The sequence below is a fragment of the Rhodoferax sp. RT4P68 genome (genome assembly GCF_056521305.1).
Genome location: NZ_JBWMBB010000002.1, coordinates 323,489 through 346,872, shown reverse-complemented (window position 1 = coordinate 346,872; position 23,384 = coordinate 323,489). Strand labels below are relative to the sequence as shown.

Below are 23,384 nucleotides of genomic sequence, written 5' to 3'. Positions count from 1 at the left end.
GCGTCTCAAGCCTTCTTGTCTTCGCCGATCAGAAGGCGGGTGTCGGACAGGTACATGTGCGGCGGCACCTCGAGGTTGTCGGGCGCCGGCTTGTTGCTGAACACGCGCCCGGCCATGTCGAAGGTCGAGCCATGGCAAGGACACAGGAAGCCACCGGCCCAATCGTCGGGCAGCGATGGCTGCGCTCCGGGCTGGAACTTGTCCACCGGAGAACAACCCAGGTGCGTGCAGATACCGACGACGACCAGCAGTTCAGGCTTGATCGAACGGCCTTCGTTGCGCGCGTACTCAGGCGTCAGTTCGGCGGGCTTGCGCTCGGACTTGGGGTCCGCCAATTGCTGGTCGAACTTTGGCAGCTCAGCCAATTGTTCGGGCGTGCGCCTGATGATCCACACCGGCTTGCCACGCCATTCGACGGTGACCTTCTCGCCGGGCTTAAGCGCCGAGATGTCAACCTCGACCGCAGCGCCAGCGGCCTTGGCGCGCTCGGAAGGCTGAAAGGTGCTCACAAAGGGCACGGCGACTGCAACGCCACCGACGGCCCCCGCGCAACCGGAGGCGATCAGCCATGTCCGTTTGCTGCGGTCGACTGGAATGTCACTCATGGGGTTCCTCAAACAACATCTCTTATTGGAGTCAACCAAAGATTGTAGCGGACCGACTTCCGCATTCTTGCCAGCCGCGCAAGCGTGCAAATGGTCACAGCGGCTCCGATTCTTGAAGCGAGAATGCACGCCGCTGATTACTAAACGAGGGGGGTGGCTTCATGGGAATGGTGCAGGAATTCCGGGAATTTGCCGTCAAGGGCAACGTGATCGATCTGGCCGTCGGTGTGATCATCGGCGGTGCGTTCGGCAAGATCGTCGATTCGATGGTGGCGGACTTGATCATGCCGGTCATCGGGATGGTCTTTGGCAAGCTTGATTTTTCGAATCTGTTCGTGGTGCTCGGCACGGCGCCGCCCGGTGTTCCCATGACGCTGGATGCGTTGCGCAAGGCGGGCGTTCCGGTGCTGGCTTACGGCAACTTCATCACCATTGCGGTGAACTTCATCATCCTGGCGTTCATCATCTTCATGATGATCAAGCAGATCAATCGTCTAAAGCGCGAGGAGCCAGCACCGCCGCCGGCAACCGCACCCGAAGACATCGTGCTGTTGCGCGAAATCCGCGACAGCCTGAAGCGGCCCTGAGCCTGCGCGCAGCGCGTCAGTTGCCGGCCAGCTGACGCGCGATCCGCAAGGCTTGGATGAGGCTGCGCGCATCGGCGCGGCCCTGACCGGCGATGTCGAAGGCCGTGCCATGGTCGGGGCTGGTGCGCACCAGGGGCAGACCCAGCGTCACGTTGACGCCCTGCTCCACGCCCATGTATTTGACGGGGATGAGGCCCTGGTCGTGGTACATGGCCACGACGACGTCGAATTCGCCGACCCGGCCATCCTTGGCGCGGGCCCGCATGAAGACCGTGTCCGGTGCGAACGGGCCGAGGGCTGCAATGCCTTCGGCGCACGCGCCTGCAATGGCCGGCGCGATGATGTCGATCTCCTCGCGCCCAAACAACCCACCTTCGCCCGCATGCGGATTGAGACCGGCCACGGCGATGCGCGGTGCACGCCCCAAGACCGATTGCAGCGATGCATGGGTGATGCGCAAGGTCTGCAGCACGTTGGCGTAGGTGACCGCGTCGATCGCATCGCGCAGGGCCACGTGGATGCTGACCAGCACCGTGCGCAGGTCCGGGTTGGCCAGCATCATGCGCACCGGAACGTCGGCTACGGGGCGCCGCAAGTGCGCCGCCGCTTCAGCCTGCAGCAACTCCGTGTGGCCGGGATAAGGGACGCCTGCCGCAGCGAGAGCCTCCTTGTGCAGCGGCGCTGTCACCAGCGCTGCGATCTCGCCCCGCAACGCTGCGCGCGCACCCCACACGACGCACTCGGCGGCCAGGCGCCCTGCCGCCGCACTGACGGCCCCGATCGCGATGGCCGGGGCATCGGCGCCAGGCTGCAGCACCGGCATGCAGCGCGGCGGCACGTCTCCGAGGTCCTGCACGGACTCGATCTGCGCCACCGGCATCGCGACGCCGCCGCACAGGGCAACGGCCCTGCGCATAACGGCGATGTCGCCCACCACGAAGCTCGCACGCGTGGCGTGTGGCGCCTCGCGAAAGGCGCGGGCGATGATTTCCGGGCCGATGCCTGCGGCATCGCCCATGCTGATGGCGATCGGTGGCAGGTTCATCAGGCGGGGTTGTCGATGTCGATGAACTGGTGTTCGATACCCAGCGCGCTGGCCACATAGGCGCCGACGGCCGGCGCACCATAGCGCTCGGTCGCATGGTGTCCACAGGCCAGGAAGGCCACGCCGCATTCCCGGGCCAGGTGGGCCTGCGGCTCAGAAATCTCGCCCGTGATGAACGCATCTGCGCCGGCGGCAATGGCCGCCTCGAAGTAGCCTTGAGCGCCGCCCGTGCACCAGGCGACGCGCCGCACCGGGCCCCGCCCCGGGTCGACCAAGGTCACAGCGCGGCCCAGCCGCTGCTCGACCCGGTGCGCCAGATCGCACGCAGCGGCGAACGGCTCGCCATCCGCAGGCTCACCGAGGAAACCCAGATCCTGTTCGCCGAACCGCTGCTCCAGCGGCGTCAGCCCCAGCACGCGTCCCAGCTGCGCGTTGTTGCCCAGCTCGGCGTGGGCATCGAGCGGCAGGTGGTAGGCCAGCAGATTGATGTCGTGCGCCAGCAGCAACGCGAGGCGCTGCTTCATCCAGCCGGTGACAGTCCCGCTCTGACCGCGCCAGAACAGGCCGTGGTGCACCAGCATCGCATCGGCACCCGCGGTGATGGCGGCCTCGATCAGCGCCCGGCTGGCGGTGACCCCGGAGACCAGGCGGCGGATCTCGGTGCGGCCCTCCACCTGCAACCCGTTGGGCCCGTAGTCCTTGAATTGCGCAGGGTGCAGCAAGGCGTCCAGCGCGGCGAGCAACGTCGGGCGATCGGTCATGGGGCCTGTGAAGGTGTTCGAGGTTTGAAAGACAATTGAGGCATGAAGCGATTCTGGCTGCTCTTCTCCCAATCCGTCACTGTGCTGCTCGCAGCGTACTTCGTGGTCGCCACGCTGAAGCCCGAGTGGCTGAACCAGCGCACAACGCGTGGGGGCACGGTGTCCCTGATCGAAGCGGCGACCGCGCCGCCAGGCAACATTCCGGCGGGCAGCTTCAGCGCGGCCGCCAAGCGCGCATCGCCCGCTGTCGTCAGCATCAACACCAGCAAGGCGACACGACACCCGCAGAGCAACGACCCGTGGTTTCGATTTTTCTTCGGCGACCGTGGCGGTGAGTCCCAGGCCGGTTTGGGAAGTGGCGTGATCGTGAGCCCCGACGGCTACATCCTCACCAACAACCATGTGGTCGAAGGTGCGGATGCGATCGAGGTCATCCTGAACGATGCGCGGCGCGCCCAGGCCCAGGTCATCGGCACCGACCCGGACACCGACCTCGCCATCCTGAAGATCGCGCTGGACAAGCTGCCTGTCATGGTGCTGGGCAGCTCGGATGCTCTGCAGGTGGGCGACCAGGTGCTGGCCATCGGCAACCCCTTCGGCGTCGGCCAGACCGTCACGAGCGGCATCGTCAGTGCGCTGGGGCGCAACCAGCTGGGCATCAACACGTTCGAGAACTTCATCCAGACCGATGCCGCGATCAACCCCGGCAATTCCGGCGGCGCGCTGGTGGACATATCGGGCAACCTGATGGGCATCAACACGGCGATCTACTCGCGCTCTGGCGGCAGCATGGGCATCGGCTTCGCGATCCCGACCTCGACGGCCAAGCTGGTGCTGGAAGGTATCGTGCGCGACGGCCAGGTCACGCGTGGCTGGATCGGCGTCGAACCCAACGACCTGTCGCCCGAGCTGGCGGAGACGTTCGGCGTCAAGGCCAGGGCGGGCGTGATCATCACCGGCGTGCTGCAGAACGGCCCGGCCGCGCAGGCCGGCATCCGGCCGGGCGATGTCATCATTGACGTGGCGGGCAAGCCGGTGGGCAATGTGTCGGAACTGCTGACCAGCGTGGCCACCCTGAAGCCGGGTACGGCCTCGGCTTTTGCAGTGCTGCGCCGCGACGACACGCTCAAGATCGATGTGACACCCGGCGTACGGCCGAAGCCGCGCCGCGCCGGGCAATAGAGCTGCCGCTCAGGTGCCCGACGAAGGGGTGTTTTCTTCCTCGGGCGCACGGCTGTACTTCACGAAGAAGCGCGCGCCCCAGATGCCCGCCTCGTACAGGATGCACATCGGCACGGCCAGTGCCAGCTGCGAGATCACGTCAGGTGGCGTGACCACCGCTGAAATCACGAACGCCAGCACGATGAAGTAGCCTCGAAAGCTCTTGAGCTTCTCGATCGTGACCATTTCCGTGCGCACCAGCAGCATCACGACGATGGGCACCTGGAACGCCAGACCAAAGGCCAGGTACAGGCCCAGGATTGCCTCGACATACGACGCGATGTCCGGCGTCGCATTCACGCTCTCCGGCGTCACGGCCTGGATGAACGCGAACATCTTGTCGAGCACGAAGAACTGCACGAAGGCGATGCCGATATAGGCCAGAGCGCTACCGAATGTGATCAGCGGCACGGCCAGGCGCTTCTCGTGCGAGTACAGGCCGGGCGCCACGAAGGCCCAGATCTGGTACATCAGCCACGGCAGTGACAGCAGCACCCCGGCCATCATCAGCACTTTGAGCGGCACGAAGAATGGCGAAAACACACCGACGGCAATCAGCTTGGCGCCAGGCGGCATGTGGGCCCGGATGGGATGCGCAATGATGTCGATCAGGCCGCTGGGTGACGGCCAGATGGCTAGCGCCGCCATGCAGACGCCCAAGCCGATCAGGCAATAGACCAGCCGGTTGCGCAGCTCCATGAGGTGCTGCACGAACGGCTGTTCGGTGCCGGCGAGTTCGTCTTCCTTGGTGTTCGGATCAGGCATGGTGCTAGCAGAAGGGGCGACGGACTCGCCGTAGCCGAAGCCTGGCGCGAGACGCGGTCAATTGAATTTTTGTGGGCGAAACCGGGCCACGCGCGCCGCGCCTGAAAGCGCCTTGGTGCGCACGCCGGCCCGGGCCTTGTACCACTGCGGCATGGCGCCCTGCTTGACGCGCCAGTGTTTCTTGGGGTGCTTGTATTCCGGGTAGCGCGCGAAGCTTTCGCCCGTCGTGCTCGTCGTGCTCGTCGTGCTCGTCGTGCCCGAGTCGTCGGACGTGATGCCGCTGGTGGTGGCGGCCCAGTCCTTCTCGAAATCGCTGGTGGCAGTGTGCACGGAGCTCTGGACGTCGCGCGCAGCCCCTTCCACCGTCTCCTTCATTTTCTTGAGTTCGTCCAGCTCCATCGAGCGGTTGACCTCGGCCTTGACGTCGGCCACATAGCGCTGCGCCTTGCCCAGCAAGGCGCCCACGGTACGCGCGACACGCGGCAGCTTCTCGGGCCCGATGACGATCAACGCCACCGCGCCGATCAGCGCCATCTTGGAGATGCCGAGATCGATCACAGCGTGGGGCTCAAGACTTGGTCTTGGCTTCGACGTCGATCGTCGACTTGTCGGCCGCAACCGGGGCGGTGCCCACCTGCGCGGTGGCGGCGGTCTTATCGTCGGCACTGGCCGATCCGTCCTTCATGCCGTCCTTGAAACCTTTGACAGCCCCGCCCAAGTCCCCGCCCATGTTCTTGAGCTTCTTGGTACCGAACACCATCACCACGATCAACAGCACGATCAGCCAGTGCCAGATGGAAAAAGAACCCATGGAATTGCTCCTAACGAATTGCGTCGAATTTTAGTCGGCGGGATGAACCAGTCCCGACACAAGGCCAATGGCCGGCTGGACGCCTAGCCGCGCGCCCATGGGCGGGGCCCGCCCATCACGTGCATGTGCAGGTGGTGGACTTCCTGGCCGCCTTCCTCACCAGTATTCACCACGGTGCGGAAGCCACCGTCCGGGTAGGGATTGCAGCCCTCCTGCAGGGCCAACTGCGGAGCCAACAGCATCATGCGCCCCATCAGCTCGGCGTGATAGGGCGTGAGCTGCGCCATCGACGCAATGTGATGCCGGGGCACGATCAGGAAGTGGATGGGGGCGGCGGGGCGGATGTCGTGAAAGGCGAAAAAATCCTCGTCTTCGTGCACCTTGCGGGACGGGATCTTGCCCTGGACGATCTTGCAGAACAGGCAGTCGGGATCGTGCATGGTGCGGCTCAGCGTGACAGACCGACGGGGCGGTTGGCATTCATATCGACCATGCCACGCACGATGCGGTAGAGGAACCAGATGGAGATCACCAGCCAGGCGATGGCGCCAGGCAGGTACAGCAGGAAGAACAGCGGCAGCGTGACCACATACAACACGCCGGCCCACAGAACGGATCGGATGCGCCAGGAGAAATGGCTGGCCTGCCAGGTGCCTTCGGCCTCCGACTTCTTCACCAGGTCGATGACCAGCGCGATGATCAGCAGCGCGATGCTGGGCTGCGCCGACGGCACGACCGCCGCCACCGCGACGACCAGATGCAGCAGGTAGCTGATCCAGCCGACCGTCTTCAGGCCCTGCGCCTTGTCGTTGTCCACCACTTCGATATCGGTAATGTCAGCCACGGGCTTCTCCTTCGCGCGCAACAGCCTTGCGCAATGCTTTTTCCTCGATGCCACTGGTGCCCTCACGGCGCAGCAGCTCGGCGATCACCTGCTGTGGGCCGCACCCATAGTGCGCCAGCGCCACCAGGGAATGGAACCACAGGTCGGCCACTTCGCCAACCAGCTTGGCGCGCAGCATCTCGGCGTCGGCCTGGCCGGCGTCGATGTCTTTGGCGGCCATGACGACCTCGGTCGCCTCCTCGCCGATCTTCTTCAGGAACGCGTCCGGTCCCTTGTGGAGCAGGCGCGCTACGTAACTGGTCTGCGCGTCACCGCCGGCCGCAGGCTTGCGGCTTTCGATGACAGCGGCAAGGCGCGCCAGAGCGTCTTGGGAATCTAGGGGCATGGCCGTCATTTGTAGATGGATTCCGGATCTTTCAAGACCGGATCGACGGACTGCCAATGGCCCTGGCCCTCGGCGCTCGCTTCGAGCTTCTGAAAAAAACAGCTGTGGCGGCCGGTGTGGCACGCGATGCCGGGCGCATGGCCGAGCTGTGTCACCTTCAGCAGAACGACGTCGGCATCGCAATCGAGCCGGATGTCGTGCACCGTCTGCACATGGCCGGACTCTTCACCCTTGAACCAGAGCTTGCCGCGCGAGCGGCTGAAGTAAACCGCACGCTGCAGCTCGAAGGTCTTTTGCAGGGCCTCGCGGTTCATCCAGGCCAACATCAGCACGTCACCGCTCGAGGCCTCCTGCGCAATCGCCGGCACCAGGCCCTGGGCATCCCACTTCACATCATCCAACCAGTTCATGGCCGGATTCTCGGTCATCGCCCGGCGCCGACGAAGCCACTACAGACGCACGGGGATGCCGCGCCCTGCCATGCAAGCCTTTGCCTGCCCGATCGTGAACTCACCGTAGTGGAAGATGCTGGCAGCCAGCACGGCGTCGGCGCCGCCCGCCTGCACGCCGTCTGCCAGATGGTCGAGCGTGCCGACGCCACCTGACGCGATCACGGGTACGTTCACCGCATCGCTCACGGCACGGGTCAATGCCAGGTCGAAGCCGGATTTGGTGCCGTCACGGTCCATGCTGGTCAGCAGGATCTCGCCGGCACCGCGTGCCGCCATGTGCCGGGCCCATTCGATGGCATCCAGGCCGGTGTTCTTGCGGCCGCCATGGCTGTAGACGTCCCAACCCGGGCCGCGGGCCTGGGCATCCGCCTCGCTGCGGCGCTTGGCGTCGATCGCCACAACGATGCACTGCGCGCCGTACTTGGCCGACGCGTCGGAAATGACATCGGGGTTGGCGATCGCTGCGGAGTTGAAGCTGGTCTTGTCGGCGCCGGAATTCAGCAGCCGGCGGACATCGTCGACGGTGCGCACGCCGCCGCCCACCGTCAGCGGAATGAAGACCTGCGACGCCACCGCCTCGATGATGTGCAGGATCAGGTCGCGGTTGTCGCTGGTGGCGGTGATGTCCAGAAACGTCAGCTCGTCCGCCCCCTGATCGTTGTAGCGCGCGGCGATCTCCACCGGGTCGCCGGCATCGCGCAACTCGACGAAATTGACGCCCTTGACGACGCGGCCGCCGGTCACGTCCAGGCAGGGGATGATGCGTTTGGCCAGCATGTGGGTCGGTGTGTCGCGAAAGAGAGTTGGATCAGGCCAGAGCGAGATGCTGCCAGCCCGACCAGGACGCCCCCGGCGCCAGCGTCAGCGGTGGCTCGACCTGCGCAGCTTCCACGCAGAGCATCTGCGCAAAGCCGTCGGCAGGCATGTCGGCCAGGCGCTTGGCCGGGCCTGGATTCCAGACCACGGTGTCGGCGAAGGCGGGGCTTTGGCTGATGTGCAGCGTTGACGCACCGTCGCGCAACACCAGCGGCGCGCTCGCGGCGAGGAACACGCGGTCGAACTCCCCGTCGAAGCGGACCGCCCCGGCATGGGTGGTGCGCGTATCGGCGAGTGCATCCCAGCAGGCTTGGCCGTCCAGGCCGTCGAGCCGCACGGCGCCGATGTCGCTCACGCGCAAGTAGGTGTGCAAAGCCCCGGTGAACGACCAGGCCGTGTCGCCCGTGTTGCGCGCTGACAGATCGATCTGCAAATGGGCGGGCCCGAGTGTCAGCCGCAGGTCGAACTGGAAGCCGGCCGGCCAGATGGCCTGGCTGGCGGGCCCGCTCACGAGTTGCAGGTCGAGCACCGCATCGCCGCTGGCCGCATCACGCGTCATGGGCCCCGGCGTCCACGCCAGATTGCGCGCAAAGCCATGCTTGGGCAACGGCCCGCGCTCGTTGAACTGCGGAAAGCACACCGGCACGCCGCCGCGGATCGCGCCCCGGCCGTCAAAGATGGCCTTGGGGCTCAAGTACAGGCGCTCCTGCCCACCGCCGATCCAAGACAGCACATGCGCGCCGTGCAGCGCCACCAGCACGCTGTCCTGCGGCCCCCACTGCAGTCGCAGGCAGGGTTGGCCCTCGAAACGCTCCTCGGTCGCCGTGCAATCAGGCATTGCCGAACTGGTCGGCGCGCTCCTGGGCGCTGGCGAAGTCGAGGTCGCCGGTGTAGATGGCCCGGCCGCAGATCACGCCCTCGATGCCTTCGTATTGGACTTCGCAGAGCTTGTCGATGTCGCCGATGTTGGACAGGCCGCCGGACGCGATCACCGGCGTCGTGAGCGCCTGGGCCAGCTTGACGGTGGCTTCGATGTTGATGCCGGTCAGCATGCCGTCGCGGCCGATGTCGGTGTAGATGAAGGACTCGACGCCGTAGTCCTCGAACTTCTTGGCCAGATCGATGACTTCGTGGCCCGTCAGCTTGCTCCAACCGTCGGTGGCGACCTTGCCGTCCTTGGCGTCCAGGCCCACGATGATGTGGCCACCGAAGGCCGTGCAGGCGTCGTGCAGGAAGCCGGGGTTCTTCACAGCTGCCGTGCCGATGATCACGTAGCGCAGGCCGGCGTCCAGGTAGCGCTCGATTGTGTCCAGGTCGCGAATGCCGCCGCCCAACTGCACATCGATCTCGCCGCCCACTTCCTTGAGGATGCGGCGGATCGCCATTTCGTTCTTGGGCTTGCCGGCAAAAGCGCCGTTCAAGTCGACCAGGTGCAGCCTGCGGGCACCGCGGTCGACCCAGGTCCGCGCCATCTCGGCGGGGTCTTCGCTGAAGATCGTCGACTGTTCCATGTCGCCTTGCTTGAGGCGCACGCACTGACCGTCTTTCAAATCGATCGCTGGAATAAGGAGCATGGTGCTGTGGACAGCCGGATGGAAAAAGGGTGGGGAATCAGGGATTCCAGTGGAGGAAGTTGCGATACAGCGCCAAGCCGTGCGCTGCACTCTTCTCCGGATGGAACTGGGTGGCAAAAATATTATCGCGCGCCAAGGCAGCGGTAAAGCTTGCGCCGTAGTCCGTCAAGCCCGCGCTGTGGCGCGCATCCGACGGCCGCGCATAAAAACTGTGGACGAAGTAGAAGTAGCTGTCGTCCGGCACCCCTGCCCATACCGGATGCCGCCGGCCGTCGTGCACCTGCTGGGTCACGCGGTTCCAGCCCATTTGCGGCACCTTGAAGCGACTGCCGTCGGCCTGGATCTGGTCATCGAGGCGAAAGCGCAGGCAGTTGCCAGCGAACAGGCCCAGCCCGGGCGTGTCCTGCTCCTCGCTGTGCTCCAGCAGCATCTGCATGCCGACACACACGCCCATCAACGGCTTGCTGGCTGCGGCCTCCAGCACGGCCTCCTGCAGCCCCGACTCGCGCAGTTCGCGCATGCACTCGCGCATGGCGCCCTGGCCCGGCAGCACGATGCGGTCGGCGGCACGCACCTCCTCGGGCCGCGAAGTGACGATGACCTTCGCATCCGTGCCCTGCGCCACGTGCATCACCGCTTGCGACACCGAACGCAGGTTGCCCATGCCGTAGTCGACGACGGCGATCAGTCTGGCCACGGTCTACAAACTCCCCTTGGTGGACGGAATCACGCCGGCAGCGCGTGGATCGATCGCCATCGCCATGCGCAGCGCACGGCCAAACGCCTTGAACACCGTTTCGCACTGGTGGTGCGCGTTGATGCCCTTCAGGTTGTCGATGTGCAGCGACACCAGCGCATGGTTCACGAAACCCTGGAAGAACTCGTAGGTGAGCTGGGTATCGAAGCCGCCGATCGCGCCACTGGTGAACGGGATGTGCAGGTGCAGGCCCGGGCGGCCCGAAAAATCGACCACCACGCGCGACAGCGCCTCGTCGAGCGGCACATAGCTGTGGCCGTAGCGCACCAAGCCCTTTTTGTCGCCGACGGCCTTGGCCACGGCCATGCCCAGCGTGATGCCGACGTCTTCCACCGTGTGGTGTCCGTCGATGTGCAGGTCGCCCTCGCACGCGATGTCCAGATCGATCAGCCCATGGCGCGCCACCTGGTCCAGCATGTGGTCGAAGAAGCCGATGCCTGTGGAGAGCTTGGCCTGGCCAGTGCCGTCCAGGTTCACGCGCACCGTGATCTTGGTCTCGGCGGTGTTGCGGCTGACTTCGGCAATGCGGGCCGAAGAGGCCAGGGGGGTGGGGGCTTGGGTCATAGGGAGCTCTGCAGCGCCTGCAGCATCTGCGCGTTCTCGTGGGCCGTGCCGACGGTCAGGCGCAGGCAGTTCGCCAGCAGCGGATGCATTTTAGAAACGTTCTTTACCAGCACGCCGCGCGCACGCATGCCCTCGAACACGGCCTGGGCATGCCCGCTTTCGCCGGGGACGCGCACCAGCACCATGTTGGCGTCGCTGTTCCAGACCTTCAGGCCGGGGATGGCGCGCAGGGCCACCAGCAACGCGTCGCGCTGCGCACGCAGGTCGCTTGCCTGCTCGGCGAAGACCTCGGCATGCTCCAGCGCGAACAGCGCGCATTCGGCGTTCAGCACGCTGATGTTGTAGGGCGGGCGCACCTTGTCGATCTGCGCGATCAGCGCGGCCGGCCCCATCATGTAGCCCAGCCGGACGCCTGCGAGGCCGAACTTGCTGAGTGTGCGCATCAGCAGCACATGCGGGTGACGCGCCACGCGGTCGATGTAACTGCGGCTGGCGAAGGGCTGGTAGGCCTCGTCCATCACCACGATACCGGGCGCGGCCTGCACGATGCGCTCGATCGCCGCGTCGTCCCACAGGTTGGCCGTGGGGTTGTTCGGGTAGGCCAGGTACACGATGGACGGCTGGTGCTCGGCGATGGCGGCGAGCATGGCGGCTTCGTCCAGCTCGAAATCGGCCGTCAGGGGCACGCCGACAAATCGCAGGCCCTGCAGTTGGGCGCTCATGGCGTACATCACGAAGCCCGGCACCGGCGCGACGATGGTGGCGCCGGGCACATCGAAGGCCATGGCGATCAGCGAGATCAGCTCGTCTGAGCCGTTGCCCAGCATGAGGTCGAAGCCTGCGGGCATTTGCGCGTAGTCGGCCAGCGCGCGGCGCAGGTCGTCCAGCCGGGCGCCGGGGTAGCGGTTCAGGGCCACGGCGCCCAGACGCTGGCCAAGCTCGGTCTGCAACTGCGCAGAGAGCCGGTGCGGGTTCTCCATCGCGTCCATCTTCAAGAGGCCGGTGGAGTCCTGCACCGCATAGGCGTGCATGGACTGCACGTCCTGGCGGATCAAGGGCGCGAGGCGGGGGTTCAAGGCTTGCTCAGTCATTCGGAACGCATGCGCATTTCTGCCGCGCGGGCATGGGCCTGCAGGCCTTCGCCATGCGCCAGCACCGAGGCGATGCCGCCCAGGGCCTGCGCGCCAGCAGCGCTGACCTCGATCAGGCTGCTGCGCTTTTGGAAGTCGTAGACGCCCAGCGGGCTGGAGAAGCGCGCCGTGCCCGAGGTGGGCAGCACGTGGTTGGGGCCGGCGCAGTAGTCGCCCAGGCTTTCGCTGGTGTAGGCGCCCAGGAAGATGGCGCCAGCGTGCTTGAGCAGCGGCTCCCAGCGGTGGGGGTCGCTGCTGCTGACCTCCAGGTGCTCGGGCGCGATGCGGTTGCTGATGGCGCAGGCCTCTTCCATGCTGCGCGTGTGGATCAGCGCGCCGCGGCCGTTCAGGCTGGCGGCGATGATGGCCGCGCGGGGCATCTGGGGCAGCAGGCGGTCGATCGCCTCTTGCACCTGCTCGATGTAGGCCGCGTCGGGGCACAGCAGGATGCTCTGCGCCAGCTCGTCGTGCTCGGCCTGGCTGAACAGGTCCATGGCCACCCAGTCGGCCGGCGTGCTGCCGTCGGCCAGCACCAGGATCTCGCTGGGGCCGGCGATCATGTCGATGCCCACTGTGCCGAACACGCGGCGCTTGGCGGCGGCCACGTAAGCGTTGCCGGGGCCGGTGATCTTGTCGACGGCCGGAATGCTGGCGGTGCCGTATGCCAAAGCGCCCACGGCCTGGGCGCCGCCGATGGTGAAGGCGCGGGCGACGCCGGCCACATGGGCGGCGGCCAACACCAGCACGTTGCGTTCGCCCTTGGTGGCAGCCTCCAGGCCGCTGCCGCCGGTCGCAACACTGCCCTTGGCGGGCGTAGGCACCACCATGATGATCTCTTGCACGCCCGCCACATGCGCGGGAATGGCGTTCATCAGCAGGCTGGACGGGTACGCTGCCTTGCCGCCCGGCACATAGATGCCGACGCGGTCCAGCGGTGTCACCTTCTGGCCCAGCAACGTGCCGTCGGCATCGCGGTAGCTCCAGCTCTCGCCGCTGGCCTTCTTCTGCGCCTCGTGGTAGGCGCGGACACGCTCGGCAGCCGCGCGCAGGGCGTCACGCTGGTCGGTGGGCAGGGCATCGAAGGCTTGCTTGAAGTCCGATTGCGTCAGCTCCAGCTCGGCCACGGACGCCGCCGCCAGCCCGTCGAAGCGTGCCGTGTAGTCCAGCACGGCTGCATCGCCGCGGGCCTTCACATCGGCCAGGATCTCGGCCACGCGCTGCTCGATGGCGGCGTCGGTATCGGCAGACCAGTGCAGCCGCTTGCGGAACTGGGCTTCGAAGTCAGCGCTGGCAGTGGACAGGCGCAGGGGACGTGCGGACTCAGCCATTCACGGCCTTCCCGTTCTGCGCCTGGAGCAGCGCTGCGGCAAAGCCGTCGATGGTCTGGCGCAGCGCTGGCTTGCGCTTGAGGGCCGCCTGGTTGACCACCAGCCGCGCGCTGATGTCCATGATGGCCTCGACCTCGACCAGGTTGTTGGCCTTGAGCGTGTTGCCGGTGGACACCAGGTCGACGATGGCGTCGGCCAGGCCCGTCAGCGGCGCCAGCTCCATGCTGCCGTACAGCTTGATCAGGTCCACATGCACGCCCTTGGTGGCGAAGAACTCGCGCGCAATCGCCACGTACTTGGTGGCCACGCGCAGACGCGAACCCTGGCGCACGGCCGACGCATAGTCGAAATCCTTGCGCACGGCCACGCTGATGCGGCAGCGCGCGATGTCCAGGTCCAGCGGCTGGTACAGGCCCTGCCCGCCGTGCTCGATCAGCGTGTCGCGGCCGGTGATGCCGAGATCGGCACCGCCGTACTCCACGTACGTCGGCACGTCGGTGGCGCGCACCAGCACCACGCGCAGGTTGGGCTGGTTGGTGGCCAGGATCAGCTTGCGTGACGTCTCCGGGTCTTCCAGCACCTCGATGCCGGCAGCGCGCAAGAGCGGCAGCGTCTCGTCGAAGATGCGGCCCTTGGACAGGGCAAGTGTGATCATGCTTTCACCCGCTCGATGTCGGCGCCGATGCCGCGCAGCTTGGCCTCCATCTGGTCGTAGCCGCGGTCCAGGTGGTAGATGCGGTCCACCACCGTCTCGCCCTCGGCCACCAGGCCGGCGATGACCAGGCTGGCCGAGGCGCGCAGGTCGGTCGCCATCACGGTGGCACCCGACAGACGCGGCCCGCCTTCGATCATGGCCACCTTGCCGTCGATCTGGATGTTGGCGCCCAGCCGCACCAGCTCGTTCACGTGCATGAAGCGGTTCTCGAAGATCGTCTCGGTGACCTTGCTGGCGCCCTGCGCGATGCAGTTCAACGTCATGAACTGCGCCTGCATGTCGGTTGGAAAGCCGGGGTACTCGGTGGTGCGGAAGCTCTGCGCCTTGAGAAACTCGTACGCCGGCGCGTCGGCTTGCACGTGGATGCCGCCCTCGACCGCATTCACCCGCGCACCGGCGTCGCGCAGCTTGTCGATGACCGCGTCCAGGTGGTCGGCACGGCCATGGCGCAGCAGCACATCGCCACCGGTCGCCGCCACGGCGCACAGGAAGGTGCCGGCCTCGATGCGGTCGGCCACGACCTGGTGGTCACAACCGTGCAGCCGTTCGACACCTTCGATGACGATGCGGCGCGTGCCGTGGCCAGTGATGCGCGCGCCCATGGCGATCAGCATCTCGGCCAGATCGGGGATCTCGGGCTCCTGCGCGGCGTTCTCCAGCACCGTCGTGCCCTCGGCCAATGTGGCGGCCATCATGAGGTTCTCGGTGCCGGTGACGGTCACCATGTCGGTCGTGATGTGGGCGCCGTGCAGGCGCGTGCGGCCCTTGGCGAGCTTGGCCAGCATGTAGCCATGCTCGACCACGATCTCCGCACCCATGGCCTGCAGCCCCCTGATGTGCTGGTCCACCGGGCGTGAGCCGATGGCGCAGCCGCCTGGCAACGACACGGTGGCATGGCCGAAGCGCGCCAAAAGCGGCCCCAGCGCCAGCACGGAAGCGCGCATGGTCTTCACCAGCTCGTACGGCGCCTCGGGCGAAGACAGCGCGCGCGCGTCGATCGTCACGCGGTCTTCGGCATGGTCGACGGCCACGCCCATGTTGCGGATCAGCGCGAGCATGGTGTTGACGTCTTGCAACCGCGGCACGTTGGACAGGCGCACCGGCTCGTCCGTCAGCAAGGCGGCGCACAGCTCCGGCAGCGCCGCGTTCTTGGCGCCGGAAACACGCACCTCACCCGTCAGGCGGCGGCCGCCGCGAATCAGAAGTCTGTCCATCAAAACCTGCTTGAGAAATCGTGTCGGGGGCTGGCCTGCGCCAGCGAGATCGGCTTCAGCTCTGCGGCTGGCCCTGCGCCGCCCACTCGGCGGGCGTCAGCGTCTTCATCGACAAGGCGTGCACCTCGTCGTTGCGTATTTTCTCACCGAGCGTGGCATAGACCTGCTGGTGCCGCTGGATCGCTCGCCGGCCTTCGAAGGCGGGCGACACGATGGTGGCGTACCAGTGCCGGCCATCGCCCTGCACCTCGATGTGCTCGCAGGCAAGACCTGCGGCGATGATGGCTTGCAATTGTTCTGCGGTCATGACGAGTGAAACGAGTTGATCCGGCCGAGCGCCGGGCCGCCCCAAGCCGGCCGCGCCGCCCCCTTGCGGGCTGGCGCTGCACGACCGCAGGGAGTGAAAAGCTGGGGGGCCAACACCGTTAGCTCCGAATCTTGTAGCCGATGCGCAGCAGGTGGACGCTGATCGCACTGACCAGCACGAGCGCGGTGCCGACGATGCCCAGGCTGATCCACGGTGACACATCGCTGACGCCGAAGAAGCCATAGCGAAAGCCATCGATCATGTAGAAGAACGGATTCAGGTGGCTCACGGTCTGCCAGAACGGCGGCAGCGAATGGATGGAATAGAACACGCCGGACAGAAAGGTCATGGGCATGATGACGAAGTTCTGGAACGCCGCCATCTGGTCGAATTTCTCGGCCCACAGGCCGGCGATGATGCCCATCGCCCCGAGCAGCGCCGCGCCGAGCACCGCGAACACCACGATCCACAGCGGCGCCACCAGATGTACGCCGGTGAAGGCCACTGTCGCCAGGAACACGCCGAACCCCACCAGGACGCCACGCACGACGGACGAGCCCACGTAGGCGACGAACCAGCTCCAGTGCGACAGCGGGGTCAGCAGCACGAACACCAGGCTGCCCATGATCTTGCTCTGGATCAGCGAGGACGAGCTGTTGGCGAACGCGTTCTGCAGCACGCTCATCATGACCAAGCCTGGCACCAGGAAGGCGGTGTAGCCAATGGTGTCGTAGACCTTGACGTTGCCCTCCATCACGTGGCCGAAGATCAGCAGGTACAGCACAGCCGTCAGCACCGGCGCGGCCACGGTCTGAAAGCCCACCTTCCAGAAGCGCAGGATTTCCTTGTAGAACAGGGTTTGCCAGCCGGTCATCGCCATACCTCAGGCTACCAACGCCGCAGCCGCTGCTGGGCTGCGATCGGCCGCCATGACCTGCAGGAAGACGTCTTCCAGGTCGGCCTTGCGGATCTCCACATCCTCGACCGTGAGGCCAGCCTGGCGCACTGCCGCCAGGTACTGCTCGATCTCAAGCGCGCCATGCGCCGGCAATTGCACGATGCGGCCTGTGACGCGCGCGCTGGCAGCCAATGCTGCCGGCAGCTCACCATCGACCTTGAAGCGCAGCACATTGCTGGACGCCGACTTCAGCAGCGCGCTGGTGTCGTCCAGCGCCACCAGCCGGCCTTGCTTGAGCATGCCGATGCGGGTGCACAGGGCCTCGGCCTCTTCCAGATAGTGGGTGGTCAGCAGCACGGTGTGGCCCTGCTTGTTCAGGCGAGCGATGAATTGCCACAAGGTCTGGCGCAACTCCACGTCCACCCCGGCAGTGGGTTCATCCAGCACGATGACGGGCGGCCGGTGCACGAGCGCCTGGGCCACCAGCACGCGCCGCTTCATGCCACCAGAGAGCTGGCGCATGTTGGAATGCGCCTTGTCGGTCAGGCCCAGGCTTTCCAGCAGCTCGTCGATCCAGGCGTCGTTGTTGCGCACGCCGAAGTAGCCGGACTGGATGCGCAGCGCCTCGCGCACATTGAAAAAGGGGTCGAACACCAGTTCCTGAGGCACCACGCCCAGATGCCGGCGGGCGGCGGCATAGTCGGCCTGCACGTCGTGACCCTGCACCTTGACGTGACCACCGCTGGCCCGCGTCAGGCCCGCGAGGATGCTGATGAGCGTGGTCTTGCCGGCGCCGTTGGGGCCGAGCAGGCCGAAGAATTCGCCCTCGCGGATGTCAAAGCTGACGTTGTCGAGCGCTCGAAACGTGGCAGGTCCACCACGCGCGCTGGAATACGACTTGCTGACGGACTGAAACGAGATGGCTGGCATGGGCAACCGAGCATTCTAAAGCCCTGTCGTGCTCCTGGCAGGCAGGCGGGTCTCAGGGCTTGAGAGCCGGCTGATCTGGGCTCACCAAACTGCGCCTGGCAAGCTTTCAGGGGGCAGGCGCGGGCAGAAGCGCATCGACGCCATACAGCGCGGCCAATGCCCGCAGCCGCTCGGGCAGCCCGCGCACGGCGAAGTCACGGCCCAGGCTGAGGCTTTCGCGGCGGCACTGCATTAGCACCGCAAGCGCTGACGAGTCGAACTTGGCCAGCGCCGTGGCGTCCACCAGCACCGGCCCCTGCTGCGACGCCAGGCCTTGCAGCAGCATGCGCAGCGAAGCCGTCGCGTGCGCGTGCGTCAGCTCGGCGGGCAGCACGAGCATCAGCTCTTCTTGCCGTCGTTGGACTTGTTGCGCTGTGCCAGCGAGGCAATCAGCCCGTCCAGCCCGCCCTTGGTGTTGATTTCCTGCGCGAACTGGCTGCGGTAGGTTTCCACCAGCCAGATGCCCAACACGTTCAGGTTGTAGATCTTCCAGCCGGCGCCCTCGCCGGGGGTCTTCTCCAGACGGTAGTCGAGCTGGACCGGCTCGCCGCGACCGCGCACCTCGCTGCGCACCACCACTTCCTTGTCATCCGCGCCTGCACGCAGCGGGCGCACCACGATGTCCTGGTCGCTGACCTGCGCCAGCGCGCCGGAATAGGTGCGCACCAGCAGCACCTTGAACTCGTCCTGCAGTTTCTGCTTCTGCTCGGCAGAGGCTTGGCGCCACGCCGGGCCCACGGCTGAAGCCGTCATGCGCTGAAAATTCACGTTCGGCATGATCTTGCTGTCCACCAGCATGATCACCTTGCTGATGTCACCACCCTGCATGGATTTGTCGGCCTTGATGGTGTTCAGCACCTCGCCGGACAAGCGCTTGATCATCGCGTCGGGCGCCTCATCGGCCGCGAACGCCAACCCGCTCGCGCCCTGCGCCAGCACCAAACCCACCACGCCGGCCCAGCGGGCCAGATTCCTGCGATTCAACATGTATTCTCCAAAAGGGCCGAGGCCACGTTCATACCAGCGTTAGTCAACGCGCAGGCACTGCCGGTTCCGGCATCCCAGGCGCGCATGCAACGAATTGTGCCGGCCTACTTCGGTTGCGATACAGGCGCGGGCGCCGGCTCGGCGTCGGGATTGGGCGCATTGCCGTCGTGCACTTGGGTGCCGCGCATCTGCAGATAGACATCACGCGTGAAGGTGTATTTGTCCAGTGCGGCCTGGTCCAGCACGTTGCTGGCGCGCAGCAAATTGGCCCGGGCCTCCACGGTGCGCAGGGTGTACAGGCCGACGCGCGCCGATTCGACGTGCAGGTGCGAGACGCCATTGCCCCAGGTGTCCACCGGGATCGCCGCCGCATCGCGCAGCGTCGACGGGCCGAGAACCGGCAGCACCAGGTAGGGCCCTGCCGGCACGCCCCAGTGGCCCAGCGTCTGGCCGAAGGTCTTGCGGTGCCGCTCGATGTTGGCCTCGCTGGCCACGTCCAGCAGGCCGCCGAGTCCGAACAGGGTGTTCATCTGGAAGCGAAACAAGCTGTCCACTGCGGCTTGGGGCTGGAGCTGCAACACCGCGTTCACGGTGGTCCAGGCGTCGGCCAGGTTGTTGAAGAAGTTGCTGACGCCGGTCCGCACCATGTCGGGCGTCAACGTGTCATAGGCCTGAGCGACCGGCTTGAGCACGGCCCGGTCAATGCCGTCGTTGAACTTCGTCACGCCGCGGTTGAACGGCTCCAGCGGGTCGCGCGGGTCGGCGCCAGGGCCGCTGGCGCAGCCACTGGCCAGCGCCAGCAGGGCCACGCATGCGATGGTGGCGATCGATCGGACAAAGGCTTTCTTCATGGCGGGTCGTCTTGCGGTGTGGGCTAATTCTTGGGGGCCGCCGTCGCGGACGGTTCGGCTGCTTTGTTGTAGAGGAACTGGCCGATGAGGTTCTCCAGCACGACGGCGGACTGCGTCGTGGTGATCGTGTCGCCAGCGGCGAGACTCTTCTCGTCGGCACCGGCCTCGATGCCGATGTACTGTTCACCCAGCAGGCCACTCGTCAGAATCTTCAGCGAACTGTCCTTCGGAAAAGTGTAGCGGGTCTGCATGGCCAGCTGTACACGCGCCTGGAAGGATGCATCATCAAAATCGATGGATTCCACCCGGCCCACCACGACGCCGGCGCTCTTCACCGCCGCCTTGGGCTTGAGCCCGCCGATGTTGTCGAACTTGGCCGTCAGCGGATAGGTGGAAGACAGGCTGAGGCTGGTCAGGTTGGCGGCACGCAGCGCCAGGAACAGCAGCGCCGCCGCGCCCAGCAGCACAAACAGCCCCACCCACACATCAGTCTTCGCACGTTGCATTGCCAACTCTCCGGGATCCAGGCGAGGATCTTTTCATATATTGAACATCAGTGCCGTGAGCACGAAATCGAAGCCCAGCACCGCCAGCGAGGCCACCACCACGGTGCGCGTGGTGGCACGTGAGACGCCCTCGGGCGTGGGCTGTGCGCGCCAGCCCATCAGCAGCGCGACGTAGGTCACGATGAAGCCGAACACGATGCTCTTGAGCACGCCGTTGCCGACATCGCGCAACCAGTCCACGCCGCCCTGCGTCTGGCTCCAGAACGCGCCGGCGTCCACGCCGATCATGACCACGCCCACCAGCCAGCCGCCCATCACGCCGACCGCGCTGAACAACGCGGCCAGCAGCGGCATGGCGATCACGCCACCCCAGAAACGCGGTGCCAGCACGCGGCGCACCGGGTCGACTGCCATCATCTCCATGGCCGTCAGCTGCTCGCCGGCTTTCATGAGGCCGATGCCCGCCGTCAGCGAGGTGCCGGCACGCCCGGCGAACAGTAGCGCCGTGACCACCGGACCGAGCTCGCGCACCAGGCTCAGCGTGACCAGCAGGCCCAGCGCCTCCGACGAGCCGTAACGCTGCAGCGTGTAGTACCCCTGCAGGCTCAGCACGAAGCCGACGAACAGGCCTGAGACCATGATGATGGCCAGCGAATAGTTGCCCAGAAAGTGGATCTGGTCGCGCACCAGGCCGAAGCGGCGAAACGTCGGCCCCGCCAACGCCAGCAACCGCAGAAACAGCCGTGTCGCCTGGCCGATGTCGGCAAGCGAAGTGCGCACGGCGAAGCCGATATCCGCAGGCCGCCACCAACTCATAGGTACCCCCTTCGGCCTGCGGCCTGTCCCCCCGAGGGGGAGCAAGCTGGCTTGGGGCGGCCCGGCGCGGCGCTCATGACCGCGCTCCCGGCACCGCATGCCCCGGCCCGAAATCATCCGCCACCGATGGCCCGGGGTAATGGAAGCGCACCGGTCCCTCGGCCTCGGCGTTCACGAACTGGTGCACCAGCGGGTCGGTGCTGGCGCGCACTTCGTCGGGCGTTCCCTGCGCAGCGATCTTGCCGTTGGCCAGCACGATGACCTGGTCGGCAATCGCAAAGGTCTCGTCCAGGTCGTGCGAGACCACGATGCTGGTCAGCCCCATGGTGTCGTTGAGCTGGCGGATCAGCTTGGCAGCCGTGCCCAACGAAATCGGGTCCAGCCCGGCAAAGGGTTCGTCGTACATCACGAGTTCCGGGTCCAGCGCGATGGCGCGTGCCAGGGCGATGCGCCGGGCCATGCCGCCCGAAACTTCGCTGGGCATCAGGTCACGCGCGCCGCGCAGGCCCACGGCGTTCAGCTTCATCAGCACGATGTCGCGCACCAGTGCTTCAGACAGGTCGGTGTGCTCACGCAGGGGAAACGCCACGTTCTCGAACACGCTGAGATCGGTGAACAACGCGCCGAACTGGAACAGCATGCCCATGCGGCGCCGCGCGGCGTAGAGGGCCTCGGCGTTCATCGCCGCCACGTCCTGGCCGTCGAAGAGCAGCTCGCCCTTCTGCGCCTTGATCTGCCCACCGATCAGCCGCAACACCGTGGTCTTGCCACCACCCGAGGCCCCCATCAGCGCCGTGACCTTGCCGCGCGGCACGGTCAGCGACACGCCATCCAGAATAGGGCGCTCACCATAGCCAAAGGAAAGGTCGCGCAAGGCGACCAAAGGTGCGGGGGAAGAGATCGAGGAGTCCATCAAACGGCAAGGCCGGAATGACTCCAGCCCCAGTCGATGATAAGGGATGCCACGGATTGCGTTTCAACGTGGCACCGCGCTCATCGCGGCAGGTCGGAAAAGCCCATCAGGAACTCATCGACCGCGCGCGCCGCCTGGCGCCCTTCGCGGATGGCCCAGACCACCAACGACTGGCCGCGCCGCATGTCGCCGGCGGCGAAGACCTTGGGCACGTTGGTGGCATAGCCACCGTCGAACTCGGTCGTCGCCTTGGCGTTGCCGCGCGCGTCCTTCTCGATGCCGAAGGATTCCAGCACCGACCCCACCGGGTGCACGAAGCCCATGGCCAGCAGCACGAGGTCGGCCTTGAGCACCTGCTCGCTGCCGGCCACCTCGACCATCTTGCCGTCCTTCCACTCCACTCTCACGGTCTTCAGGCCGGTGAGTTTGCCCTTCTCACCGATGAACTCCTTGGTGGAGACGGCGAACGCGCGCTCGCACCCTTCCTCATGGCTGGAGCTGGTGCGCAGCTTGATCGGCCAGTAGGGCCAGGTCATGGGCCGGTTTTCTTCCACCGGCGGCTGGGGCATCACCTCGAACTGCGTGACGCTGACGGCGCCATGGCGGTTGCTGGTGCCCACGCAGTCGCTTCCGGTGTCGCCGCCGCCGATGACGATGACGTGCTTGCCGTCGGCGCGCAACTGGCCCTTCAGCTTGTCGCCGGCGTTGATCTTGTTCTGCTGCGGCAGGAATTCCATCGCGAAATGGATGCCGTCCAGGTCGCGGCCGGGCACCGGCAAATCGCGCGACTGCTCGGAGCCGCCGGTCAGCACGATGGCGTCGAAGTCCTTCTTCAACTCCTCGGGCGTGATGGTCTGCTTGGCCCAGTTCGTGACCTTGGAGTCCTTCGGCCAGTTGCCGACGACCACGCCGGTGCGGATGGTGACGCCCTCGGCCTCCATCTGCTTGACGCGGCGGTCGATGTGCGTCTTCTCCATCTTGAAGTCCGGGATGCCGTAGCGCAGCAGGCCGCCGATGCGGTCGTTCTTCTCGAACAGCGTCACGTCATGGCCCGCGCGCGCCAGCTGCTGGGCAGCGGCCAGGCCGGCCGGGCCGGAACCGACCACGGCGACCTTCTTGCCGGTCTTGTGCCGTGCCGGGCGCGGCGTGACCCAGCCTTCGTCCCACGCGCGATCGATGATGGCGTGCTCGATCGACTTGATGCCGATGGCGTCGTCGTTCACGTTCAGCACGCAGGCCGCCTCGCAGGGCGCGGGGCAGATGCGGCCCGTGAACTCGGGGAAGTTGTTCGTCGAGTCCAGCACCGCGAACGCGTTCTGCCAGTCGTTGCGGTAGACCAGGTCGTTGAAGTCCGGAATGATGTTGTTGACTGGGCAGCCGCTGTTGCAGAACGGCGTGCCGCAGTCCATGCAGCGCGCGCCCTGGATCTTGGCCTGCTCGGGCGTCAACGCCACCACGAATTCCTTGTAGTGCTTCAGGCGCTCGTCCACGGGCTTGTAGCCCTCTTCGATGCGCTCATGCTCCATGAAGCCGGTGATCTTTCCCATCGTGTTCTTCCTAGTT

The 23,384-nt window shown here is 66.1% G+C and carries 31 protein-coding genes; 2 read left to right on the top strand and 29 right to left on the bottom strand.

The window, feature by feature from the left end:
- Positions 1 to 5: 5 nt before the first annotated feature.
- Positions 6 to 605, bottom strand: coding sequence for a ubiquinol-cytochrome c reductase iron-sulfur subunit (gene petA / locus AC099J_RS05085; RefSeq protein WP_479614134.1), 600 nt, complete (start codon positions 603 to 605; stop codon positions 6 to 8).
- Positions 606 to 766: 161 nt separating this feature from the next.
- On the opposite strand from petA, the gene mscL reads away from it, so the two are divergent.
- Positions 767 to 1,192: a large conductance mechanosensitive channel protein MscL gene (mscL, locus tag AC099J_RS05080; protein WP_479614133.1), complete on the top strand. Its 426-nt coding sequence runs from the start codon at positions 767 to 769 to the stop codon at positions 1,190 to 1,192.
- A gap of 16 nt (positions 1,193 to 1,208) precedes the next feature.
- On the opposite strand, the gene pdxA is transcribed toward mscL, so the two are convergent.
- Together pdxA and AC099J_RS05070 are read right to left on the bottom strand one after the other, a co-directional pair.
- Positions 1,209 to 2,237 carry a 4-hydroxythreonine-4-phosphate dehydrogenase PdxA gene (gene pdxA, locus AC099J_RS05075; RefSeq protein WP_479614132.1) on the bottom strand — a complete coding sequence of 343 codons (1,029 nt, stop codon included), beginning with the start codon at positions 2,235 to 2,237 and terminating at the stop codon, positions 1,209 to 1,211.
- Complete coding sequence (locus tag AC099J_RS05070) at positions 2,237 to 2,998, bottom strand: Nif3-like dinuclear metal center hexameric protein (RefSeq protein WP_479614131.1); 762 nt, start codon at positions 2,996 to 2,998, stop codon at positions 2,237 to 2,239. The genes pdxA and AC099J_RS05070 overlap by 1 nt, the downstream gene beginning before the upstream one ends.
- Positions 2,999 to 3,040: 42 nt before the next feature.
- Here AC099J_RS05070 and AC099J_RS05065 point away from each other — a divergent pair, with 42 nt between their 5' ends.
- Positions 3,041 to 4,180, top strand: a complete 1,140-nt coding sequence (locus AC099J_RS05065) for a trypsin-like peptidase domain-containing protein (RefSeq protein ID WP_479614130.1) — start codon at positions 3,041 to 3,043, stop codon at positions 4,178 to 4,180.
- Positions 4,181 to 4,189: 9 nt separating this feature from the next.
- Here the strand turns inward: AC099J_RS05065 and tatC are convergent, their stop codons facing one another.
- The 26 genes from tatC to AC099J_RS04935 all read right to left on the bottom strand — a co-directional run bounded on the left by tatC (position 4,190) and on the right by AC099J_RS04935 (position 23,368).
- Positions 4,190 to 4,984, bottom strand: a complete 795-nt coding sequence (tatC, locus tag AC099J_RS05060; protein ID WP_479614129.1) for a twin-arginine translocase subunit TatC — start codon at positions 4,982 to 4,984, stop codon at positions 4,190 to 4,192.
- 57 nt (positions 4,985 to 5,041) lie between these two features.
- Complete coding sequence (gene tatB, locus AC099J_RS05055; protein WP_479614128.1) at positions 5,042 to 5,542, bottom strand: Sec-independent protein translocase protein TatB; 501 nt, start codon at positions 5,540 to 5,542, stop codon at positions 5,042 to 5,044.
- Between the two features lie 10 nt (positions 5,543 to 5,552).
- Complete coding sequence (gene tatA / locus AC099J_RS05050; RefSeq protein ID WP_479614127.1) at positions 5,553 to 5,795, bottom strand: Sec-independent protein translocase subunit TatA; 243 nt, start codon at positions 5,793 to 5,795, stop codon at positions 5,553 to 5,555.
- An 83-nt stretch (positions 5,796 to 5,878) separates the two neighbouring features.
- A complete protein-coding gene (locus AC099J_RS05045; RefSeq protein WP_479614126.1) occupies positions 5,879 to 6,235 on the bottom strand; it encodes a histidine triad nucleotide-binding protein in 357 nt (118 codons plus the stop codon).
- Between the two features lie 8 nt (positions 6,236 to 6,243).
- A complete protein-coding gene (locus tag AC099J_RS05040) occupies positions 6,244 to 6,639 on the bottom strand; it encodes a DUF4870 family protein (protein ID WP_479614125.1) in 396 nt (131 codons plus the stop codon).
- The gene (locus AC099J_RS05035; RefSeq protein WP_479614124.1) at positions 6,632 to 7,033 is read right to left on the bottom strand and encodes a phosphoribosyl-ATP diphosphatase; all 402 of its coding nucleotides are present in this window, start codon (positions 7,031 to 7,033) and stop codon (positions 6,632 to 6,634) included. Before AC099J_RS05035 ends, AC099J_RS05040 begins: the two co-directional genes overlap by 8 nt.
- Complete coding sequence (gene hisI / locus AC099J_RS05030; protein ID WP_479614123.1) at positions 7,030 to 7,452, bottom strand: phosphoribosyl-AMP cyclohydrolase; 423 nt, start codon at positions 7,450 to 7,452, stop codon at positions 7,030 to 7,032. The genes AC099J_RS05035 and hisI overlap by 4 nt, the downstream gene beginning before the upstream one ends.
- A gap of 21 nt (positions 7,453 to 7,473) precedes the next feature.
- The gene (gene hisF / locus AC099J_RS05025; protein WP_479614122.1) at positions 7,474 to 8,253 is read right to left on the bottom strand and encodes an imidazole glycerol phosphate synthase subunit HisF; all 780 of its coding nucleotides are present in this window, start codon (positions 8,251 to 8,253) and stop codon (positions 7,474 to 7,476) included.
- Positions 8,254 to 8,284: 31 nt separating this feature from the next.
- Positions 8,285 to 9,130 carry a D-hexose-6-phosphate mutarotase gene (locus AC099J_RS05020; RefSeq protein WP_479614121.1) on the bottom strand — a complete coding sequence of 282 codons (846 nt, stop codon included), beginning with the start codon at positions 9,128 to 9,130 and terminating at the stop codon, positions 8,285 to 8,287.
- Complete coding sequence (hisA, locus tag AC099J_RS05015; protein ID WP_479614120.1) at positions 9,123 to 9,866, bottom strand: 1-(5-phosphoribosyl)-5-[(5-phosphoribosylamino)methylideneamino]imidazole-4-carboxamide isomerase; 744 nt, start codon at positions 9,864 to 9,866, stop codon at positions 9,123 to 9,125. Before hisA ends, AC099J_RS05020 begins: the two co-directional genes overlap by 8 nt.
- A gap of 37 nt (positions 9,867 to 9,903) precedes the next feature.
- Positions 9,904 to 10,563: an imidazole glycerol phosphate synthase subunit HisH gene (gene hisH / locus AC099J_RS05010; RefSeq protein WP_479614119.1), complete on the bottom strand. Its 660-nt coding sequence runs from the start codon at positions 10,561 to 10,563 to the stop codon at positions 9,904 to 9,906.
- 3 nt (positions 10,564 to 10,566) lie between these two features.
- A complete protein-coding gene (gene hisB, locus AC099J_RS05005; protein ID WP_479614118.1) occupies positions 10,567 to 11,187 on the bottom strand; it encodes an imidazoleglycerol-phosphate dehydratase HisB in 621 nt (206 codons plus the stop codon).
- A complete protein-coding gene (hisC, locus tag AC099J_RS05000; protein WP_479614117.1) occupies positions 11,184 to 12,278 on the bottom strand; it encodes a histidinol-phosphate transaminase in 1,095 nt (364 codons plus the stop codon). The genes hisB and hisC overlap by 4 nt, the downstream gene beginning before the upstream one ends.
- Positions 12,275 to 13,645 carry a histidinol dehydrogenase gene (gene hisD, locus AC099J_RS04995; protein ID WP_479614116.1) on the bottom strand — a complete coding sequence of 457 codons (1,371 nt, stop codon included), beginning with the start codon at positions 13,643 to 13,645 and terminating at the stop codon, positions 12,275 to 12,277. The genes hisC and hisD overlap by 4 nt, the downstream gene beginning before the upstream one ends.
- Positions 13,638 to 14,300 (bottom strand): ATP phosphoribosyltransferase, encoded by a 663-nt coding sequence (gene hisG / locus AC099J_RS04990; RefSeq protein ID WP_479614115.1) that lies wholly within the window; start codon positions 14,298 to 14,300, stop codon positions 13,638 to 13,640. The genes hisD and hisG overlap by 8 nt, the downstream gene beginning before the upstream one ends.
- Positions 14,297 to 15,574: a UDP-N-acetylglucosamine 1-carboxyvinyltransferase gene (gene murA, locus AC099J_RS04985; protein ID WP_479614114.1), complete on the bottom strand. Its 1,278-nt coding sequence runs from the start codon at positions 15,572 to 15,574 to the stop codon at positions 14,297 to 14,299. The genes hisG and murA overlap by 4 nt, the downstream gene beginning before the upstream one ends.
- Before the next feature lie 55 nt (positions 15,575 to 15,629).
- On the bottom strand, positions 15,630 to 15,881 hold the full coding sequence (locus tag AC099J_RS04980; RefSeq protein ID WP_479614113.1) for a BolA family protein: 252 nt from the start codon (positions 15,879 to 15,881) through the stop codon (positions 15,630 to 15,632).
- A gap of 118 nt (positions 15,882 to 15,999) precedes the next feature.
- Positions 16,000 to 16,755 carry an ABC transporter permease gene (locus AC099J_RS04975; RefSeq protein WP_479614112.1) on the bottom strand — a complete coding sequence of 252 codons (756 nt, stop codon included), beginning with the start codon at positions 16,753 to 16,755 and terminating at the stop codon, positions 16,000 to 16,002.
- 9 nt (positions 16,756 to 16,764) lie between these two features.
- A complete protein-coding gene (locus tag AC099J_RS04970; protein WP_479614111.1) occupies positions 16,765 to 17,709 on the bottom strand; it encodes an ABC transporter ATP-binding protein in 945 nt (314 codons plus the stop codon).
- Positions 17,710 to 17,815: 106 nt separating this feature from the next.
- Positions 17,816 to 18,088, bottom strand: coding sequence for an STAS domain-containing protein (locus tag AC099J_RS04965; RefSeq protein ID WP_479614110.1), 273 nt, complete (start codon positions 18,086 to 18,088; stop codon positions 17,816 to 17,818).
- Positions 18,088 to 18,735 carry an MlaC/ttg2D family ABC transporter substrate-binding protein gene (locus AC099J_RS04960; protein ID WP_479614109.1) on the bottom strand — a complete coding sequence of 216 codons (648 nt, stop codon included), beginning with the start codon at positions 18,733 to 18,735 and terminating at the stop codon, positions 18,088 to 18,090. Before AC099J_RS04960 ends, AC099J_RS04965 begins: the two co-directional genes overlap by 1 nt.
- A 104-nt stretch (positions 18,736 to 18,839) precedes the next feature.
- Complete coding sequence (locus tag AC099J_RS04955) at positions 18,840 to 19,586, bottom strand: MlaA family lipoprotein (RefSeq protein ID WP_479614108.1); 747 nt, start codon at positions 19,584 to 19,586, stop codon at positions 18,840 to 18,842.
- A gap of 23 nt (positions 19,587 to 19,609) precedes the next feature.
- The gene (gene mlaD, locus AC099J_RS04950) at positions 19,610 to 20,092 is read right to left on the bottom strand and encodes an outer membrane lipid asymmetry maintenance protein MlaD (RefSeq protein WP_479614107.1); all 483 of its coding nucleotides are present in this window, start codon (positions 20,090 to 20,092) and stop codon (positions 19,610 to 19,612) included.
- Positions 20,093 to 20,125: 33 nt separating this feature from the next.
- The gene (mlaE, locus tag AC099J_RS04945) at positions 20,126 to 20,908 is read right to left on the bottom strand and encodes a lipid asymmetry maintenance ABC transporter permease subunit MlaE (RefSeq protein WP_479614106.1); all 783 of its coding nucleotides are present in this window, start codon (positions 20,906 to 20,908) and stop codon (positions 20,126 to 20,128) included.
- Positions 20,909 to 20,981: 73 nt separating this feature from the next.
- Positions 20,982 to 21,821 carry an ABC transporter ATP-binding protein gene (locus AC099J_RS04940; RefSeq protein ID WP_479614105.1) on the bottom strand — a complete coding sequence of 280 codons (840 nt, stop codon included), beginning with the start codon at positions 21,819 to 21,821 and terminating at the stop codon, positions 20,982 to 20,984.
- An 80-nt stretch (positions 21,822 to 21,901) separates the two neighbouring features.
- Positions 21,902 to 23,368: a glutamate synthase subunit beta gene (locus AC099J_RS04935; protein ID WP_479614104.1), complete on the bottom strand. Its 1,467-nt coding sequence runs from the start codon at positions 23,366 to 23,368 to the stop codon at positions 21,902 to 21,904.
- Positions 23,369 to 23,384: the final 16 nt, after the last annotated feature.